This window comes from Pseudoalteromonas sp. JC28, from assembly GCF_013319255.1.
Classification (GTDB): Bacteria; Pseudomonadota; Gammaproteobacteria; order Enterobacterales; family Alteromonadaceae; genus Pseudoalteromonas.
On record NZ_QOKX01000001.1, the window covers coordinates 602,984 to 620,390 of the forward strand.

At 41.7% G+C, this 17,407-nt stretch carries 16 protein-coding genes; 8 read left to right on the forward strand and 8 right to left on the reverse strand.

Annotated elements, in window-relative coordinates:
• Positions 1 to 7: 7 nt before the first annotated feature.
• The 7 genes from DS891_RS02660 (at position 8) to DS891_RS02695 (ending at position 6,197) form a co-directional block, all read left to right on the forward strand.
• A complete protein-coding gene (locus tag DS891_RS02660; protein WP_174168769.1) occupies positions 8 to 397 on the forward strand; it encodes a VOC family protein in 390 nt (129 codons plus the stop codon).
• Positions 398 to 426: 29 nt separating this feature from the next.
• Complete coding sequence (locus DS891_RS02665; protein ID WP_174168770.1) at positions 427 to 723, forward strand: DUF1330 domain-containing protein; 297 nt, start codon at positions 427 to 429, stop codon at positions 721 to 723.
• A gap of 100 nt (positions 724 to 823) precedes the next feature.
• The gene (locus DS891_RS02670) at positions 824 to 2,221 is read left to right on the forward strand and encodes a hypothetical protein (protein ID WP_174168771.1); all 1,398 of its coding nucleotides are present in this window, start codon (positions 824 to 826) and stop codon (positions 2,219 to 2,221) included.
• Between the two features lie 130 nt (positions 2,222 to 2,351).
• Entirely contained in the window at positions 2,352 to 2,891 is a 540-nt protein-coding gene (locus DS891_RS02675) for a heme NO-binding domain-containing protein (protein WP_174168772.1), read from the forward strand.
• Positions 2,892 to 2,895: 4 nt separating this feature from the next.
• Positions 2,896 to 3,846 carry a sensor histidine kinase gene (locus DS891_RS02680; protein WP_174168773.1) on the forward strand — a complete coding sequence of 317 codons (951 nt, stop codon included), beginning with the start codon at positions 2,896 to 2,898 and terminating at the stop codon, positions 3,844 to 3,846.
• A 119-nt stretch (positions 3,847 to 3,965) separates the two neighbouring features.
• Positions 3,966 to 5,618: a biotin/lipoyl-containing protein gene (locus tag DS891_RS24425; RefSeq protein WP_254605654.1), complete on the forward strand. Its 1,653-nt coding sequence runs from the start codon at positions 3,966 to 3,968 to the stop codon at positions 5,616 to 5,618.
• Positions 5,619 to 5,681: 63 nt separating this feature from the next.
• Entirely contained in the window at positions 5,682 to 6,197 is a 516-nt protein-coding gene (locus DS891_RS02695) for a hypothetical protein (protein ID WP_174168774.1), read from the forward strand.
• A gap of 62 nt (positions 6,198 to 6,259) precedes the next feature.
• On the opposite strand, the gene DS891_RS02700 is transcribed toward DS891_RS02695, so the two are convergent.
• From DS891_RS02700 to DS891_RS02720, 5 genes are all read right to left on the reverse strand, one after another.
• Positions 6,260 to 7,612 carry a cell wall metabolism sensor histidine kinase WalK gene (locus tag DS891_RS02700; RefSeq protein ID WP_174168775.1) on the reverse strand — a complete coding sequence of 451 codons (1,353 nt, stop codon included), beginning with the start codon at positions 7,610 to 7,612 and terminating at the stop codon, positions 6,260 to 6,262.
• Positions 7,609 to 8,274, reverse strand: coding sequence for a response regulator transcription factor (locus tag DS891_RS02705; RefSeq protein ID WP_045988096.1), 666 nt, complete (start codon positions 8,272 to 8,274; stop codon positions 7,609 to 7,611). Before DS891_RS02705 ends, DS891_RS02700 begins: the two co-directional genes overlap by 4 nt.
• Positions 8,271 to 11,336 carry an efflux RND transporter permease subunit gene (locus DS891_RS02710; protein WP_174168776.1) on the reverse strand — a complete coding sequence of 1,022 codons (3,066 nt, stop codon included), beginning with the start codon at positions 11,334 to 11,336 and terminating at the stop codon, positions 8,271 to 8,273. Before DS891_RS02710 ends, DS891_RS02705 begins: the two co-directional genes overlap by 4 nt.
• A gap of 104 nt (positions 11,337 to 11,440) precedes the next feature.
• On the reverse strand, positions 11,441 to 12,514 hold the full coding sequence (locus tag DS891_RS02715; protein ID WP_174168777.1) for an efflux RND transporter periplasmic adaptor subunit: 1,074 nt from the start codon (positions 12,512 to 12,514) through the stop codon (positions 11,441 to 11,443).
• Positions 12,504 to 13,262, reverse strand: coding sequence for a MipA/OmpV family protein (locus tag DS891_RS02720; protein WP_017219475.1), 759 nt, complete (start codon positions 13,260 to 13,262; stop codon positions 12,504 to 12,506). The genes DS891_RS02715 and DS891_RS02720 overlap by 11 nt, the downstream gene beginning before the upstream one ends.
• Before the next feature lie 289 nt (positions 13,263 to 13,551).
• Between DS891_RS02720 and DS891_RS02725 the strand changes: the two genes are divergently transcribed.
• Complete coding sequence (locus DS891_RS02725; RefSeq protein WP_010604923.1) at positions 13,552 to 14,001, forward strand: DUF4826 family protein; 450 nt, start codon at positions 13,552 to 13,554, stop codon at positions 13,999 to 14,001.
• Here DS891_RS02725 and DS891_RS02730 read toward each other — a convergent pair.
• The 3 genes from DS891_RS02730 to purB all read right to left on the reverse strand — a co-directional run bounded on the left by DS891_RS02730 (position 13,985) and on the right by purB (position 17,222).
• Entirely contained in the window at positions 13,985 to 14,443 is a 459-nt protein-coding gene (locus DS891_RS02730) for a GNAT family N-acetyltransferase (RefSeq protein ID WP_029215775.1), read from the reverse strand. The genes DS891_RS02725 and DS891_RS02730 overlap by 17 nt on opposite strands.
• Before the next feature lie 133 nt (positions 14,444 to 14,576).
• Entirely contained in the window at positions 14,577 to 15,764 is a 1,188-nt protein-coding gene (locus tag DS891_RS02735; RefSeq protein WP_174168778.1) for a cupin domain-containing protein, read from the reverse strand.
• Positions 15,765 to 15,851: 87 nt separating this feature from the next.
• A complete protein-coding gene (gene purB / locus DS891_RS02740) occupies positions 15,852 to 17,222 on the reverse strand; it encodes an adenylosuccinate lyase (protein ID WP_174168779.1) in 1,371 nt (456 codons plus the stop codon).
• Positions 17,223 to 17,407 lie beyond the last annotated feature (185 nt).

The following is a 17,407-nucleotide window of genomic DNA, read 5'->3' on the forward strand; positions in this document are numbered from 1 at the left end:
GAAGTGCTTGAAGTTATCTGGAATACATCACGTCGCTGTTATTTGTTCTGACTACCAAAGATCAAAAGTGTTTTATACCGAAGTACTTGGTTTGCACGTACTCAGGGAGAACTATCGAAAAGATAGAGCGTCCTATAAATTAGATCTTGCGCTGCCTGATGGGAGCCAGGTTGAGTTGTTTTCGTTTCCAAATCCTCCCAAGCGACCATCACATCCAGAGGCGCAAGGGCTGAGACATTTAGCATTTAGCGTATCGGATATTGATGCTTGTATTACACACCTTGTGCAGTATCAAGTGGCTGTAGAGCCTGTTCGAATAGATGAATATACAGGCAAACGGTTTACCTTTTTCAGTGATCCTGATGGTTTGCCGCTGGAACTTTATGAGCAATGTTAAGATGATAACAACTTTAAAAGGGCTAAATTATGTATGAGATGTTAGTGGCGATGGAAATTCATAACAGCGAGCGATATGCCAAATATCGTGAAGCGATGAAGCCAATCTTAAGACAATATGGTGGTGGATTTAGTAACGATTTTCATATTGCAGAAACCTTGCTAACAGAGGGACTGTGCCTAGCGAATCGACTTTTTACCATATATTTTCCTGATCAAGCTTCAATGGAGTCCTTCTTCAGTGATGCTGAATATGTAGAGGTAAAAGCTCGATACTTTGAAGATAGCGTCAGTGGGTTCGATATTTTGGCAAGCTACATTAGGTAAGGCTAAAACAAGGAGCAAAATTGGGTAAAGTTTATTCTATGTGGGTCGATAACATTTAATAACTCCGCGGTAAAATGAATTTGTAACAAGGATATAGGTTATGAATATAAGACCACCATATCAAATGAATAACGGCAATGTTGTAAACTCAACATCGTCAGAAAAACTACATGAAAAGGTCAGAGAAGTTGCGACAAATAGGGCCGACGATGAGCCCAATCAATTACCTAGTTCAGACAATGAATTAACTATTGATTTTTCTTACACACAATCACCAGTCACATACAGTAAAGAATTTTTTCTCAACCTAGACCTCAGCATGATTGGGCTTAAGCGCTATGGGATTCATCGAGAGCATATGGGGACGGATGAAAATGGCCATATTTATAAAGATACCTATGGTGATTTTGAAGGAAGAGAGAAAATTGACGAATTTCTAGCTATTTTCGATCGTTTGGACGAAGAACAAAAAATAAAGTTTTCCCACTTTAAACCAACTGAAGCACTTCTTGATGTTGCTAACAGATTAACTGATGAGGAGCTTGGACAGCTCACCGATTTTATTGTCGAGTCGTTGTCTATCAACATACTTGATCCAAAAAAGGATGATTATTCTACCAAGCTAATAAATAAGCTTAGCAATATGTCAGATGAGGTATTAAAAGATACGGTGAGGACCATGTCTAAGCTGATGGAGCAAGCTAACAATAAAGTCTTCGCAGAACCAAATTTACCAGCTTATCTGCTTGATAAAGACGGCCATGCTGATTTCGATTTAAATGTAAGAGATTTGGGCTTTTTTGAAGATGTAAATGAGTATGGTGACATGAACAACCAATTATTAAATGACTATGCAAAATTTGTCATTGATAACAAATTCTCAGACGGTGATCTTTTAGATCTGAACGCGCATATAGCAAATTCTGATTTTGATACGAGTCGTGGCATGCTAGATATGGCAACCTTGGTTAAGGCAAATGACCGAACTACTTTTATAGAAATGTTAAACGAAGTGGATACGCGGGAGCCGAATAACCTGTTCGCAAGATTGAGCAAACTCAATTACGAAAATGAGAACACAGAATACTTTAGAACTGACAATCGAGAATACGTTAAATTTAAAGGTGCACCAGCTGACGATAACGAAAAAAGTAGGTTATACAATCAGCTGATAAAAGCCTATGAAAATCAGGGGCTCGGTTGGATGAATGACGTAATGGAGCAGTCAGAAGGTATGCCTGTGCGAGCTGAGCTCAATATGTGGCTATCTATTTTAGAAGATGTTGAAGAAAACCCCGGTGCGTTTAAACGCTCAGATTCTGTCGAAACTTGGATGGAGCGTAATTTAGCTGGAATTGTAAATGACTACTATCAAGGCATAAAAGACAAGGTATTTGCGCATAATGAGGAACTAGATAACTTTCTCAATATGTCTATGCTTGAAAGAATTGAACTCGATACAACTGAACTTGACGAACAAACTCCTATAGCTGAATAGAGAAAGATCTATTACATCCCAAATATTGTTCTACACTTAATTAAGAACGAAACAAGCTAGTTAATTCAAAGGCTTGTTTCGAGTTGAGTCTTGACTATATAACGCAGCAACTTTGTTAAGGGAGAGTTTAATGCGCGGCGTGATATTTAGAGGTTTAGAAGAATTAGTTGTAGAAGCGATTGGCATGCAAACTTGGGATGAGTTACTCGAAGCACATGCACCTGAGGGAAGGGTTTATGTTTCCCCGACATCCTACCCAGATGCAGAGTTATTTGCGTTAGCGCAAGGCGTTGCTGACAAATTGAATAAGCCATTGACAGATGTATTGGCCATTTTCGGACAGTCGTTATTTGGATTTTTAGCGGAAAAGCACAAAGGTATTTCATCAAAATTTACGTCGTTTGAAGAATTGGTTTTATCTATCGATAGCGTGATACACATGGAGGTAAAAAAGCTTTACGATGAACCGAACCTCCCCTCAATTGCGGCGATAGTGAAAGATGACAAAACTATCGTATTAGAGTATTGCTCGAATCGTAAATTGTGTTTTTGTGCGGAAGGGCTTCTTTATGGTGCCGCCCAATTTTACAGTCGCAAACTAAAAATTGAACATCCACAGTGCATGCACAGCGGCGCTAAACATTGCGTACCCATTCTTCATTTGGATTAATTCGATGTCTGAATATAACGACTATAAAAAGGCGTATCTAAGAGAGCGTTGTGCGCGTGATGAAGTCGAGTCATTACTTGAAGAGAAAACGCGAGCGTTATATCTAGCCAATCAAACACTTGAACGTCAATTAGCGCAACTAAAGAATCAGCAAGCCGTATTAATAAACAACGAACGTATGGCGACGTTAGGGACACTGTCAGCAGGCGTTGCGCATGAATTAAATAACCCTTTGGCATATGTGGCAGGTAACCTTGAGTCACTTAATTATTATATCTCGCCCATATTACAGTTGCTTGAGACAGTAAAATTACTTGAGCAAAATGAATTGAGAGGAGATCAATTGGAAGCTCGCCTTATTGATATATATTTAAAGCAACGTATTGACGAAATTACGAATGATTTGCCAGATCTCGTTCACGATACGCTGCACGGCTGCGAGCGAATTAAAACCATAGTAAACGATTTAATGAATTTCTCCCGCTCCAATAACGATAGTTTCGGTAGGGCGTCTCTAAAGTCTATTGTTGAAGACACGCTTCGTTTACTTCATGGTCAACTTAAGGGATACGAGCTGACCGTCGCGGTCGAAGATGTGCCAACTATCTATTGCAAGGAGGGAGCGCTAAAACAAGCGATCATCAATCTTTTGGTGAATGCTAAATATGCGGTAGACATGAGCCATAAATCGCATAAATCAATAGAAGTGTTACTCGCACCGGGTAACGATCAAGATATTATCTTAAGCGTTAGCGACAACGGAATTGGAATTGATGCTGATGTGCTTCCTAGATTGTTCGATCCTTTCTTTACGACTAAGCCTGTCGGCGAAGGTACGGGCATGGGACTTGCCATTACTCATGCGATTGTAAAAGAGCACAAAGGGAAAATTGATGTTCAGAGCCAAGAAGGAGTGGGTAGTCAGTTTACTATTTCCTTTCCTCTGGAGCAGTGAAAAGCTTGCGCCTGTCCCTATTTTATAATACGTTAATCGACTAAATCAGATATATCTCAGTGATTTTCATCTGAGGTTTCGAGCCTCATCTTTTAATACTCAAACGTAATAGGGAAATTATGACGGTTGAAATGAAAGTACCCGTGTTGCCTGAGTTAATAGATACTGCAAAAATTGCAACACTCTATGTAGCCGAAGGACATCAAGTTGCAAAAAATCAAGTCTTATGTGATATCGAAACGAGTAAGGTCGTATTGGAGCTACGAGCGCCAGAAGCCAGCCGTATCGGTAAAATCGTGGTGAACGAAGGCGATGTTTTGAAAGCCGATGCGCTTATTATGTCAATCACTCCAGATCCAGAATTAAACCACTTAGTTGCACTTGAACCGAAGAGAGTTCATCGGCTGCTCAGTAATGAAGGCATCACAACTGACCATAAGTTGAAAGGAAAAGGTAATATTGACGTGCAGATCGATGTATTACCCGATTTTGTCGATAGCGCAACGATTATTGAAATCTATGTCAAAGAAGGAGATAAGGTTGCTTGTGGCGATAGGCTTTGCGATGTTTATACTGACAAGGTCATCCTCGAAGTTTGTGCTCCCAATGATGGCGTAGTGTGCGATTTTATCAAAAAGCTTGAGCAAGCAGTCGTTGCAGGTGAAACGATCGTCACTTTGTATCACCCCGAGTATATTGGGCCTGAGACTACACTTCCTGAATCGAAAGAAGATAATATTGATGCCTTAATAGCTCAAGTATTGTTAGATCCAGCTTTGGATAATGAACCTTCTACGCTGGTCGAGTTCAATAGGCCTTCTCATCAGGCTACATGCGATAATTTAGAAGCGAATAAAGACATAGCGGCAGTTGAAGCAACCGATAGCACGGTTATTGACACACAGCTTAAAAATGAATCTCCCCCTCTTAGTACTCAAACTGGCGATAGCTATGTTGATTTAACAAATGACCATGTTAGTTCAGCTTCAACGCCTTTACGAGCAGAGTCTACAGTGATATCGAAGAGAGTTCATCAGCTGCTCAGTAATGAAGACATCACTACTGAGCATGAGTTGAAAGGGAAAGGCAATATTGACGTGCAGATTGATGCATTACCCGAGTTTGTAGATAGTGCGACAATTATTGAAATCTATGTGAAAGAAGGAGACATGGTTGCTTGTGGCGATAGGCTTTGCGATGTTTATACCGATAAGGCTGTTCTTGAAGTAAGTGCTCCCCACGATGGTGTAGTATGCGACTTTGTCAAAAAGCTTGAACAAACAGTTACACCTGACGAAACAATTGTCACTTTGTATCACCCCGAGTATGCCGCGTCTGAGCTCGAGCCTGAGCTACAAGAGGATAATATTGATGCTTTAATGGCTCAAGTGCTGTTAGACCCAGTTTTGGACAATGAACCCTCTACACTGGTTGAACTCAATGCATCCTCTCATCAGGCTACATGCGATAATTTAGAAGCTCAGGAAGACGTAGCGGAAGTCGAAGCAACCGATAGCACGGTTATTGATACGGACCTTAAAAATGAATCTCCCCCTCTTAGTACTCAAACTGGCGATAGCTATGTTGATTTAACAAATGACCATGTTAGTCCAGCTTCAACGGTTTTACGATCAGAGTCTGCAGTGATTGCCCATGTAGGAGAAGATTGTAGCAAAGACAGTCAAGAAGGAGGTGCAAGCTCTGGCAAAGTGTTTACGTTTGCCGCCAGTGTAATCGTTATTGCGCTGGCGGGTTATTTTTTGCTGATATAGCTTCGCGCTTGTAGCATCTGCAAAGAAGTTAACCAGCTATTTTACTCAAAAAGGAGATTTTTAATGAGTTATAATGTCATTGCATATCAAGTCGATGCAGAAAAAGTAAAAGCGGTGTGGGGAAGTAAAGATCAGCAATTTTTGCAACGATTTTTATCCAAATACCGAGATGAAATCGCAGGACAAGAAGAAGAGCTGGATGTTAACGGATATGCCGCTTGCATGGCGAATATTATAAATGGAACGAGTACGGATGAGGACGACGAAGACAACTTTATTTACGGTTATCTATATGAAATGCTGTGCCAAGAATTTGGTGAGATGGTTCGCCATGATGACTTTCTAGACATAATGGAAGATGTGACGCCATCTAATCATAAAGCATTTATTCCTATCCCCAGAAATGATGATTGGCCTGAATTCTACAGTGTCCCTTTTGAAGAATTAGAGCAGGGACGACAGGTTTTTCTTGGTAGTGACGAACCATATACTAAGGAAACTTCCTATATAGAAACGGTGAACTTCATTTTCGATACAGCAGTTCAAAACCACAAAGCTTTGGTTTTCTTTGGTTATTGATTTGCGGGTTTAATCTACTGATTAAAATTTCTGACAATAAATACGATGCTATTTGGAGCTGGTCATTTAAATGTGACAGAAAATGTCGCACCACCCATATAATTTTGACATGTAACATCTAATGTGGCGTGATGTAAATCGACTACCTCTTTTACAATAGCGAGACCGAGGCCACTGCCAGTCATTGACGACTGCTCTTTACGCCAAAAACGCTCGAAGATTTTTTCATAATTTTGGATATCGATCCCAGGGCCGCTATCCATAACTTCGATACATTTTCCAGAGGCCTTTACTTTAATCTGAGCTTGCTCAGTACTGTGGCGTAGGGCATTTTCGATGAGGTTTTTTATCATGATATGGATGGAGGACTGATCGCCTGTAATTACTTCTCCAGTATCATCAATTTCCAGTTCTAGCTGTTTATCCATGGTGACAGATAACGGCGCCAGCATCATACAGGCTTCTTTTGCTAACGGTACAATACTGAGCGAATGCTTTTCGTAAGCGTTAAGGCTCTGTGCACGAGACAGGTCTAACAATTGCTGTACAACACGTGTCATATAACTTACATCCGCCAAAATACCAGAGTGGGTGTGTTTATCTAACTGGGCGAGTTCAACACGGGTATTGAGAATTGCAAGCGGGGTTTTTAACTCATGGGCTGCGTTAGCAACAAATCGCTTTTGTTCATCAAAACCTGTTTCGACTCTTGCCATCGCTTGATTCAACGAATGCACAATGGGAACGATTTCAACAGGGAGACCTTGCTCACTTAGCCTAAAATTAAGCTGTTCAGGTCTAATCCGTTGGAGTTGTTCTGCAACGCTTTTCACGGGTCGGACAATAGAGCGAATAGACAGATATCCAACAACCATAAATACTAAAAATGCTGCGCTAATGATAAAAATAGAGACTTGACTCAGAGCGGGCATAACCGCTTCGTTGGCAAGCTCACCAATCAGATCATTTCTGCCCAAATCGATATTGACAGAAGTATTATCGATGTTAGCGTGAAGACGGTAACGGTCTATGCCACTAAGATGCGAATATCCGACAGGGATGTCTTCAGTAGCAATCAATGCTTGCAAGGCTGCAGAGCTACTCTCATTGGCTGTGGACTGCAGCAAGACGGCACCAGTTTGGGCGTGTGTGACTCTAAATACTAGGTTGTTGTATAAAGCATCGTAACCCCATTTCTCAGCTACAACATCAGATTGATATATTAATTTATTGTTCTTATCAAAGTAGAGTTGCTCTTGAATATCTTCACTCATACCAACCATACTTTCTTCAACAGCCATATTGGCAAAGTTGGTTGAAAAAAGGTACAAGGCAAACCCAATCAAGCTGAATACAGCAGATCCAATTATAAAAAAATGCAGAAATATCTTTTTCGCGAGAGAAAGTTGCTTCATGTCAAAATATATCCTATACCGCGCAGTGTATTGATAGTTGTTTGTGCATTGGACGATTCTAGTTTTTTGCGGATCCTGTGCACTGCAACTTGGATTGCATTATCCGTTACTTCGAAACCCATGGCATAGATAGCATCGTAAAGTGCATCTTTGCCCACGGTTAAACCTGCATTTCGGATCATATATTCTAAAATGGCAACTTCCGTTTTCCCCATCGCTAAATTTTCACAGCCAACGGTGACACGACGTGCCTTTGTATCAACAGCAAGATTGTTATGTGATAATAGGTTTCCGGTGTAGGTACTCGGGCGACGCAGCAATGCTCGAAGTCTTGCCTTAAGCTCGTCAATCGCGAAGGGTTTATTCAGGTAGTCATCTGCACCCAAATCAAGCCCTTTGATGCGATCATCGACACTGCCACGCGCGGTGAGGATCAAAATTGGTAATGCATTTTGTTGTTTTCGAATTGAGCGAATAACCTCTAAACCATCTTTATCTGGCAAGCCTAAATCTAGTATGAGGGCATCATACTGCCAGCTTTGCATTAACTGTTCATTTTGTGCAGCAGTTGCAGCAATATCAGCGGCGTGACCATCTTGAGTAATTGCTTGCTGTATAAATGTCGCAAGCTGCTGATTGTCTTCAGTGATTAGCACTCTCATTGAATTAATATTTCCTTATTTTCTGTTTCTAGTTGTGGTTTTTGAAAACGTTTACTTGATAGTAAAAACTTCAGTATAAGCGGCAATATCAGCATCGTAAGCAAAGTTGAAGTCAGCAAACCTCCAATTACTGCAAAGGCTAATGGTGGCCACAAAGGGCTTGCACTGGAAGTTAGCGGCAACATGCCAACTATGGTTGTTAATGTAGTTACTATAACAGGACGAAGACGCGTTTGTACCGATAAGCAAATTGCCTGCGATAGCTCTGTGCCTTGATTTAAATACTCTAGTGTATGCTCAATCAGCAAAATTGCACTGTTCACCACAATACCCATAAGCGCTAGTACACCTAATATTGACATAAAGCCAAAGGGTACTCCGACGATAGATAACATAGCTGGCGCTCCTACAACGCCGAGAGGAATAGTTAGCATCACCAATATTGCTAAACGATATGAATTAAACTGCAACATTAATGCCCCAAATAACAATGCGACTCCAAAAGGAAGTGTTTGTAGTAAAGCGCCATTAGCCTGTTTTGATTCTTCCAATTCCCCGCCAAACATTAACGTCACTTGATGTTGCTGCGCGATTTTTAGCAAGGTCGGTTGTAACGCTTCGAGGATTTCTTCTTCGTCACTTCCCATAGCGACATCCGCTTTTATAGACATTACAAACTTGCCATCGCGCCTTTCAATAAATGGTGGTGTGCCAATAACCTCGGCATTCAACACTGCAAATAGGGGGATGCTTAATTGGTTGGGTAGCATGATTTGAGTATTTAAAATATCAGTACTACTTTGATTAGAAGTAGTGTCAACAATCATCAAATCTATCGGTTCGAAATTATAATCAAGAGTTGTTACTTTTAGTCCAGAGCTACGCCATGCGATATATTCGGCAATATCGCTACGTGCTAAACCCAAGGCTGATAAGGTAAGTTGCTGGGCTTCTAAGTTAATGGTAGGAGCGCCCAAACTATAATTACGATATGGGGAGGTGATTTTAGGTTGCTGTCTGAGGTGCATAAGCATAGCTTCAGCGCTTGCGAATAGAGCATTGCGGTCATTGCCACTCAACCTCAACTCAATCGGGCTCTCAATAGGAGGACCTTGCCCGAGCTCACGGGCGTTGATTAAGATTTCAGGAAATTGCTTGTTTAATTTACCATCGATGAAGCGTGAAAATTCAGGCGGGTTAACATCATCCTGCAGCGTTAATACAACTCGAGCAATATGGGATTCATTTGGTTTTTGTGCAAGGTTATAGTAGAACCTTGGACCTGAAAAGCCGCTAAATACCATCACTTCGCTGACTTCAGGATATTGAAGGGCATACTCGGCGATTTGATTTGCTGTCTTGGTTGTAGCTTCTATGTGGCTAGCTAACGGCAATTGGACGTCGATATAAATCTGATTGCGGTTAGCATTTGGGAAGAACTTGCCGTTGGCATTGGGTAGCGAAAGTAAAGTGCATAGCATGGCAGTAGCGGCCACAATCGTGTATACGGGATGTTGTAATGTTTTATGAGCTAGCTGATAGCCAAATGTTGAAAGTTTCTGAGTAACGGTTTCCTGCCACCTTTCTAGCCAAGGGATGGAAATAGGGAAATAAACAAAAAGTACAGGAAGCAGTAGTAAAGCTGCAATATAGCTCAATGAGATGCAGATGATAACGAGCACTGGGATAGTAGCAATGAAATCAGCGACACTGCCTTTTGCCAACAGCATGGGAACGAATGCTGCGATAGTAGTCATTGTTGCCGCGGCAAGCGGTTTTTTCAATTCGTTCACAGAGTGCGCCAAGGCAGATCTCATCGTAAACCCTTTGCTGCGTAAATAGCTCAAGCGTTCAGCTACGATAATGCAATTATCAACCATCAAGCCTAATGAGAGTACCAAGCCGGCAATGGTCATTTGGTGAATAACGCCATCGAAAGTAATAAATAACGCAAGTGAAGAAAACACGATAGCGGGTACGGTTAAACTGATAACAATCGCACTTTGTACCGAAAGAAATAGTAATAAAACAACGCAAATAGCGATACAGCTTTGAATTAGAGAATTTACTAATCCTTCACGGCGTTTTTGAGACCAGTCGGGCTGGAAAATCTCAATTTTAATGGGAGCATCTGTAAATCGTGCATTAATGTCGGCAATAGCTTGTTTGATAGTATCCCCTGCGTTAGCGATATTATGCTGGTTGGGCGGTAGAGATAATGCAATACCGATGACTCGTTGACCATTTTGCCAAAATTGCTCGCTTGAAGTTGGGGCAGTCCGGTAGCCAATATTAGCGATAGTGCTGAGTGGGATTTTTGACCCGTCAGGTGTTGTTATTTGTACGTCTTTTAACTGAGCGTCGTTACGCAGGTGATTGACAGGCAATAGCGATAGCGCACTTAGATTTTGCGACAATACGCCAAGGCTATCTTGCTGATTGGCATCCCGTAGCTGTTTTGCAATCTCTGCTGGCGAGAGGCCAAAAGCGAGCATTCGCTCTTGAGAATAGGAAATAGCCAATTCAAGCCCGGGGTCGCCTACTAGCGAGGCACTTCTCACAACGTCGAGATACTCAAGCTCATCACGTACTTCGAGGGCGAGCTTTCTATCTGCTGTTAATCCTTTTCCCGTGCGCACGGTTAAGACTATCCCTTGGGTATCTTGTGCTCGATCTACTACATAGAATTGGCTATCAGCTAAGCTTGCACCCAGTGGTGCTACTTCATCTTTGATGCGTTGCCAAACTAAAGCGGTATTATACACTTGCTCTTTAAGCTCGATATCGATAACGGCACTTCCTGTTTTTATCCGTGCGTGTATGGTATTAATCTCATCAATTTTTGCTAAACGTCGCTCAAGTGGCTTAACAACGACATCATTGAGTTGAGTGACACTAGCACTTGGATTTACAATTTGAATAAAGCCATTTCGATAGGGGAAGCTGGGGTCCTCCTGACTTTTTGCTTTAAACCAGCCTACAATACCTGTGAATACAAGCAGCAGAGTTAGCCCGAGTACTAGACGTGGAGTGAGATAATTAGATGGGAGAAGCTTATCCATAAACTTCCTCCTGTAACCTATTGATAGGTCTACCAGTAATGCTTGTAAATAAGCGCTGCTGAAGTCGGTTAAATACAAAGTGCGAGAATAGGACTAATAAGCTTCTACTTTTGTTCATGAGACTCACCTTCCAGTAGCGCCAAGTTAAAATTTAACTTAGCCTCCGATGTGATGAGTACGTTTTTACCCATCAGTTTTGGTGCTGTGACTATGACTTGGTTATCATCATTGTCAAAAATAGTCACATCGCGTCTTTGGACCTTGGGTTCAGTAACCAGCACATAGGCTTGCCCCAAGGCATCATAGTGGATTGCGTTGCTTGGCACTTTATAGAGTGGTGTATTGGTGATAGGGAGCTCAAGACGACTATGCAGGCCAACTAGTTCAGAGTCACTCACTTCCAAATCGACGATAAGTTTAAAAAGCTTACCAACGGCATTAGAGGGTAAACTTTTCTCTATAATTTTACCGCTTAGACTTTTGCTTAGCGAAGGAATGGCTATGTGAACGGTTTGGTTAAGTTGTAAAGCAATAAATTCTTGTTCAGGGAGCTGAAATTCAGCCTTTAGCGTAGATAATGTCTGGAGTTGGAAAATTGGCTGTCCCGAAGAGACAACATCACCTGAACGAGCGTAAATATTGGTGACGATACCTTCCTTTCGAGCGAATATTTTGTTCTCATTCAGTGCATTTTTTGCCTCTTCAACCTGAGCTTGTGCTGCTTGGACTTGCTGAGTTGCAATATTAAACGCAAGCCTTGCGGACTCAAGCGCAGAATTTGCTATAAGCTTCTCCGTAAAGAGCTTTTTAGCTCGGTCGAAATCAATCTGTGTCTTTTGCTCAGTACGTTTAGAACTGGCTAGTAACGCTTGTTTTTCACGCAGCTGGGCGCTAAGTCTTGGAGAGTAGAGTGACGCTAGCATGTCTCCTTTTTTAACTAATTGACCTGAGTAGGCATATAAAGACTCAATTCTCCCTTGTGACAGGGAAGCAACATAGACAACATCACTGCCTGTAATTCGACTATAAAAATGCTTCGTCGGAATCGTTGTAGCTAACTCTACAGGTACTGAAATAAGCGTCGTTGAGCGTTTTTCTGCAGTAGTCTGTAGGTTTGAAGGATCACCGCAGCCCTGAAGCGTTAAGGTGATCGTTATTATTGCTAGTCTAAAAAACATACACATACCCAAGCAAAACTTGTACGTTGCCAGAGGCATCGATAAGGGGAGAATCTTTTATTTCATCACCGTAACTGGTGTAACTAACATCAGCTTTAAGCATATGATGTTTACCAAAAAACCAATCGCTTTGAATACCGACTTCGAGTGCAGTGCTGGATTCACCAAGGTAATAGGGTCGAGAACTTAATGCTTCGTTTACTCTGACACCATAGTAATAATCAACAAGGTCTTCACTTTGAAAGTTCGCAGCGATATACGGGTATACTCTGCCGTCAGCAAATCTAAATGGTACACCATAGCTTACGCTGGCTTCATAGCCTTTGTGTGTACTACTCACGTCATGCATAAACTCGAATCCAAATTCACCAAAGCTAGTATCATATTCTGCTTCAAATCCAGCATCGAAACTCATATCTCTGTCTTCCATGCCAGTAAAGAACTTGCTATCAGCTGCCTCGAATCCATCTAACCGTAATTGAGCACCCACACTGATTTCAAATTGTTCGGCTTGATATAGCTTATAGGTTGCTCTTGGCCCTAGTAGGTTGAAGTCGCCATATTGTATGGCGATGGCCGGTACAAACTCTGTTTCATTTCCAATATCTATATAACCTTGGTCCTGAGCAATAATAGCGCCGCCGATCCCCCATTTTAGCGCTTCTGATTGGGGGTGCTGTTCAGCAAACGCTGACGAACAACAAAAGAATGAAAGAGAAGTAGTGATCGTTAATAGTAATCTAGCCATAGTCAGTATTCCTTGAGTTTAAGTAATCATGTTGATATGGCTAGAATAGAGAAAGAAACTTTCTCGAAACTTACAGTTCAGTAATAAATCATATAAACTCAAAATTCCTTCGTTCGTATTGCCGTTATGACTGCAAAAGCTTAGTATCAGGTAACTTCGCAAGCGTTTGAGTGCTTGGTGTATAAGAATCAAAACCGATTTGCTGAATAATTTGCTTTGAAACACACCGCGTAAATAACGATAAAGTAAAATGCTATTCGGTAATCTAAAAAGAATAAAAGGGTGAACAATGAGTGAAGAACAAAACCAACCGCAGCAAGAGACGTTGACACCAGAACAACAGCAGCAAAGATCAATACAATGGCAGCGTAGCTGCGTACAAGCTGCACAAAAACACCTCGCGGATAAAGGAGTGTTACCGCAAAGTATAATTGAAAAAGAATGTCGTTATATTGAGCCATTGGTTGCGCTTTGGAAAATCAAAGGTCAAAACGGCAAAAAGTATTGGGTGATCACAGGTAATCTACCGACGGATCATATTGAGGCTTCCGCTGCAGCGACAGCACGTGAAGCACTGCGCTATTTTTCATTCCATTGGCAAATGAAAGCAGAAGAAATTATGTCTGCAAAGCCAGTAGAAAAAACACAAGCCCAGTTTGCTAATCTACTAGTAAACCGAGCTCATGGTCTATATGACCTTTTCGCTAAAGATGAACTTTGGGCTAATGAAGCATCGTAAACGGTTCCATCTTGAGTGATTGAATAGGGCATTTCAAGCGCTGTCTTGGAATGCCAGCTTCCATAAATACGTGCCCATGCGTGGAAAACCCCGACTGTAAAAATTCGGGCACTTCATCCAAAATGCATTGGATAAAAACATCTTCAAAGCCTTTGTCTTTTGCCAAGTCAACAAGTCCCCCGATCAACGAAGCATAAGCATCTCGATTACGGTGAGATTTGAATATGGCAATGCGGCTTAATAACCCATCTTCGCACAGTCTCCCTGTGCCAACTGGCCCATCGAATTCGTCAATAATGATTAAGTGCTCAGCAGTGATATCCTGCTGATCAAATTCGACTTCTTTAGGAATATGAAGTTCATACACAAATACGCGCTCGCGTATCGCTTTTAGCTCCAATTTTTTGGTTTGCCAAGTTACTCTACTGATCCTATAACTCATACTGCCCCCATTTACAGATTGCACCTGCATTCCCTGTTTAGCGACAAGCTAGAGCTTGCGAAAACCTTGAAGATCAAGGATTTCGCGGCATATTGTTATTTTTGTGAACGCGGCTATCTTGTTCTAACAGGCTCTACTCCCAGCCCTCATCGAAGTCAGCATCGGCTGGATCGCTGTCTTCAACGAAGTAGGTCCCATCATTAATCAGTTTAGTTAACGTTTGTTTAAATTCCAAACTATTTAATGCAGGAATTATTGCATTAAACTCAAACACAACATGATCGCTTAGCTGCTTTACGGCATCTAAACAATGATGGTCTAATTCATAGTTTTCACCATTAACACTGAACAAAATATGATCGTCACAGATTTGGTAAATAGCACGTACTCCACCAGCGCGATAAACCAATGGGTTATCTTTGGCGATCTCGAGAAGCTCCTGAGGATCAATTATGGGTTCTAATGGCGCGAGATCCATCTCATGTTTTGGTTCGCTGAGTGTCTTTCCAAGCCATTGACTGTATAGTGCCTTATCTTCAAGTAAAGCATTGAGCAGAGACTTTATCTGTTGTTGGTCGCTGCAGGTGACTTCGCCAATAGACGCTCTGAGTTGTAATTCTGGATCGCTAAAACGGCGTTTGCCAGCTTCCATATCAATTACGTGATCAGCAAAGCTTGAAAGTAAGTCTTTTTGATCAGGCGCTCGAAAGCCAACTGAGTAGTTTAAAGCATCCTCAACTGCATAACCTTCGTGAGGACAAGCTGGCGGAATATATAAGATATCACCCGGTTCAAGAACTGCATCAATGACCGCTTCGAATTGCTCTACTTGTAATAGACTCTTGTTGCGCGCAAATTGCTTTAGGCTGTTGTCCCGTTCGCCAACTCGCCAATGACGTTTACCCTGTCCTTGAATTATAAAAACATCATATTGATCTAAGTGCGGACCAACGCCACCACCAGGAGTCGAAAAGCTAATCATCAAATCGTCTATGCGCCAATTTGGTATGAATCTAAACGCTTCTATTAATTGTGCGGCTTGTGGGTGCCAGTGGTCAACGGCTTGGACCAATAGGGTGCTGTTACTATCGGTGAGTAAATCAAATTGTTCAAAAGGGCCGTGATGAGCTTCCCAGTTATTATCGTGATTAGTGACAATTCGAGATTCTATGCATTCTTCAGTTGCAAGGCCGGCAAGTTCTTCTGGCTCAATTGGGTCTTCAAAGTCTCGGAATCCTTGTTTGATGAGTAATGGCTTCTTTTGCCAATACTGGGCAAGAAATTGTTCGAAGGTAAGGTCATTAATTTGCAGTTGATACATAGGGAAATTCCAGTAATAAAAAAGCGAAAGAGTGCACTCTTTCGCTTATTCTATACCAAGTAGTAAAAAGCTGGTGTCGCTTTATACTTAGTTTAGTTCGTCAATGAACGCTTCAGCACGACCGATATAGTTTGCTGGCGTCATTTCTTTCATTTGTGCTTTTACTTCATTTGGCAAGTCTAGGTTATCGATGAAGTCAGCCATGATTTCTTTGTTTACGCGTTTACCACGAGTAAGATCTTTTAGCTTTTCATATGGCTTTTCGATACCGTACTTACGCATTACCGTTTGGATTGGCTCTGCAAGTAGTTCCCAGTTATCATCAAGCTCAGCAAGCAAACGATCAGCATTGACTTCTAACTTGCTAACGCCTTTTAGCGTTGCTTGATACGCGATAAGCACATAACCCATACCAACACCTAAGTTACGTAAAACCGTTGAGTCGGTTAGGTCACGTTGCCAGCGTGAAACAGGTAGTTTTTGTGCAAGATGCGCAAAGATAGCGTTAGCAATGCCAAGGTTACCTTCAGAGTTTTCAAAGTCGATAGGGTTAACTTTGTGAGGCATTGTTGAAGAACCAATCTCACCAGCAATGGTTTTTTGCTTGAAGTGGTTTAGCGCGATATAACCCCAAACGTCACGGTCAAAGTCAATTAAGATAGTATTGAAGCGTGCAATCGCATCGAATAGCTCAGCGATATAGTCATGCGGTTCGATTTGCGTTGTGAATGGGTTCCAAGTCAAACCTAGGCTTGATACAAAACGTTCACTGTGTGCATGCCAATCGTAATCAGGGTAAGCGCTTAGGTGAGCATTATAGTTGCCAACGGCACCATTGATTTTACCAAGCATTTGTACGTTAGCGATTTGCTGGCGTTGACGTTGCAGACGAACATACACGTTTGCAAACTCTTTACCCATGGTTGATGGTGAAGCAGGTTGGCCGTGTGTACGAGTCATCATTGGAATTGACTTATACTCAACCGCTTTGTCTTTGATTGCGCTCAGTAGCTCATCACAGTATGGCAGTAATACCGTGTCACGCGCTTCAGTTAGCATTAGGCCATGAGAAAGGTTGTTGATGTCCTCAGAGGTACATGCAAAATGAATAAATTCATTGACGGCATTTAGCTCGGCATTGTCAGCTACTTTTTCTTTAAGAAGGTATTCTACAGCTTTAACGTCGTGGTTAGTGGTGCGCTCAATCTCTTTTACGCGTGCTGCGTCTGCTTCGCTGAAGTTTTCAACGATGCTATCAAGAAGTGCGTTGACTTCATCGCTGAAAGCAGGTACTTCTTTAATGGCGTCGCTGCTCGCTAGCGCTTGTAGCCAACGAACTTCTACGATGACGCGGTATTTGATCAAGCCAAATTCACTGAAGATGCTTCTCAGTTCTTTGGTCTTGCTACCATAGCGACCATCCACAGGAGAGATAGCGGTTAACGCTGAAAGCTCCATAATAACTCCTAACTATTTGTTTTTGAACGATACTTAGATAGTGGTATTAGAACCACTACGAATTTTATACCAACTTGATTAATTAAGTGGTCTACTTTGAGGCGATAAAATCTAGTCGATAACACCGCTTCCGCATCCTGCTCACGCCAAGGTACCTACATCCATATAGGCAAGGCGAAAATTTT

Bases quoted from the DNA above. Each gene is read 5' to 3' on its own strand.
- DS891_RS02665 (WP_174168770.1), top strand. From the start codon at position 427: ATGTATGAGATGTTAGTGGCGATGGAAATTCATAACAGCGAGCGATAT.
- DS891_RS02670 (WP_174168771.1), top strand. From the start codon at position 824: ATGAATATAAGACCACCATATCAAATGAATAACGGCAATGTTGTAAAC.
- DS891_RS02675 (WP_174168772.1), top strand. From the start codon at position 2,352: ATGCGCGGCGTGATATTTAGAGGTTTAGAAGAATTAGTTGTAGAAGCG.
- DS891_RS02680 (WP_174168773.1), top strand. From the start codon at position 2,896: ATGTCTGAATATAACGACTATAAAAAGGCGTATCTAAGAGAGCGTTGT.
- DS891_RS24425 (WP_254605654.1), top strand. From the start codon at position 3,966: ATGACGGTTGAAATGAAAGTACCCGTGTTGCCTGAGTTAATAGATACT.
- DS891_RS02695 (WP_174168774.1), top strand. From the start codon at position 5,682: ATGAGTTATAATGTCATTGCATATCAAGTCGATGCAGAAAAAGTAAAA.
- DS891_RS02700 (WP_174168775.1), bottom strand. From the start codon at position 7,612: ATGAAGCAACTTTCTCTCGCGAAAAAGATATTTCTGCATTTTTTTATA.
- DS891_RS02705 (WP_045988096.1), bottom strand. From the start codon at position 8,274: ATGAGAGTGCTAATCACTGAAGACAATCAGCAGCTTGCGACATTTATA.
- DS891_RS02710 (WP_174168776.1), bottom strand. From the start codon at position 11,336: ATGGATAAGCTTCTCCCATCTAATTATCTCACTCCACGTCTAGTACTC.
- DS891_RS02715 (WP_174168777.1), bottom strand. From the start codon at position 12,514: ATGTTTTTTAGACTAGCAATAATAACGATCACCTTAACGCTTCAGGGC.
- DS891_RS02720 (WP_017219475.1), bottom strand. From the start codon at position 13,262: ATGGCTAGATTACTATTAACGATCACTACTTCTCTTTCATTCTTTTGT.
- DS891_RS02725 (WP_010604923.1), top strand. From the start codon at position 13,552: ATGAGTGAAGAACAAAACCAACCGCAGCAAGAGACGTTGACACCAGAA.
- DS891_RS02730 (WP_029215775.1), bottom strand. From the start codon at position 14,443: ATGAGTTATAGGATCAGTAGAGTAACTTGGCAAACCAAAAAATTGGAG.
- DS891_RS02735 (WP_174168778.1), bottom strand. From the start codon at position 15,764: ATGTATCAACTGCAAATTAATGACCTTACCTTCGAACAATTTCTTGCC.
- purB (WP_174168779.1), bottom strand. From the start codon at position 17,222: ATGGAGCTTTCAGCGTTAACCGCTATCTCTCCTGTGGATGGTCGCTAT.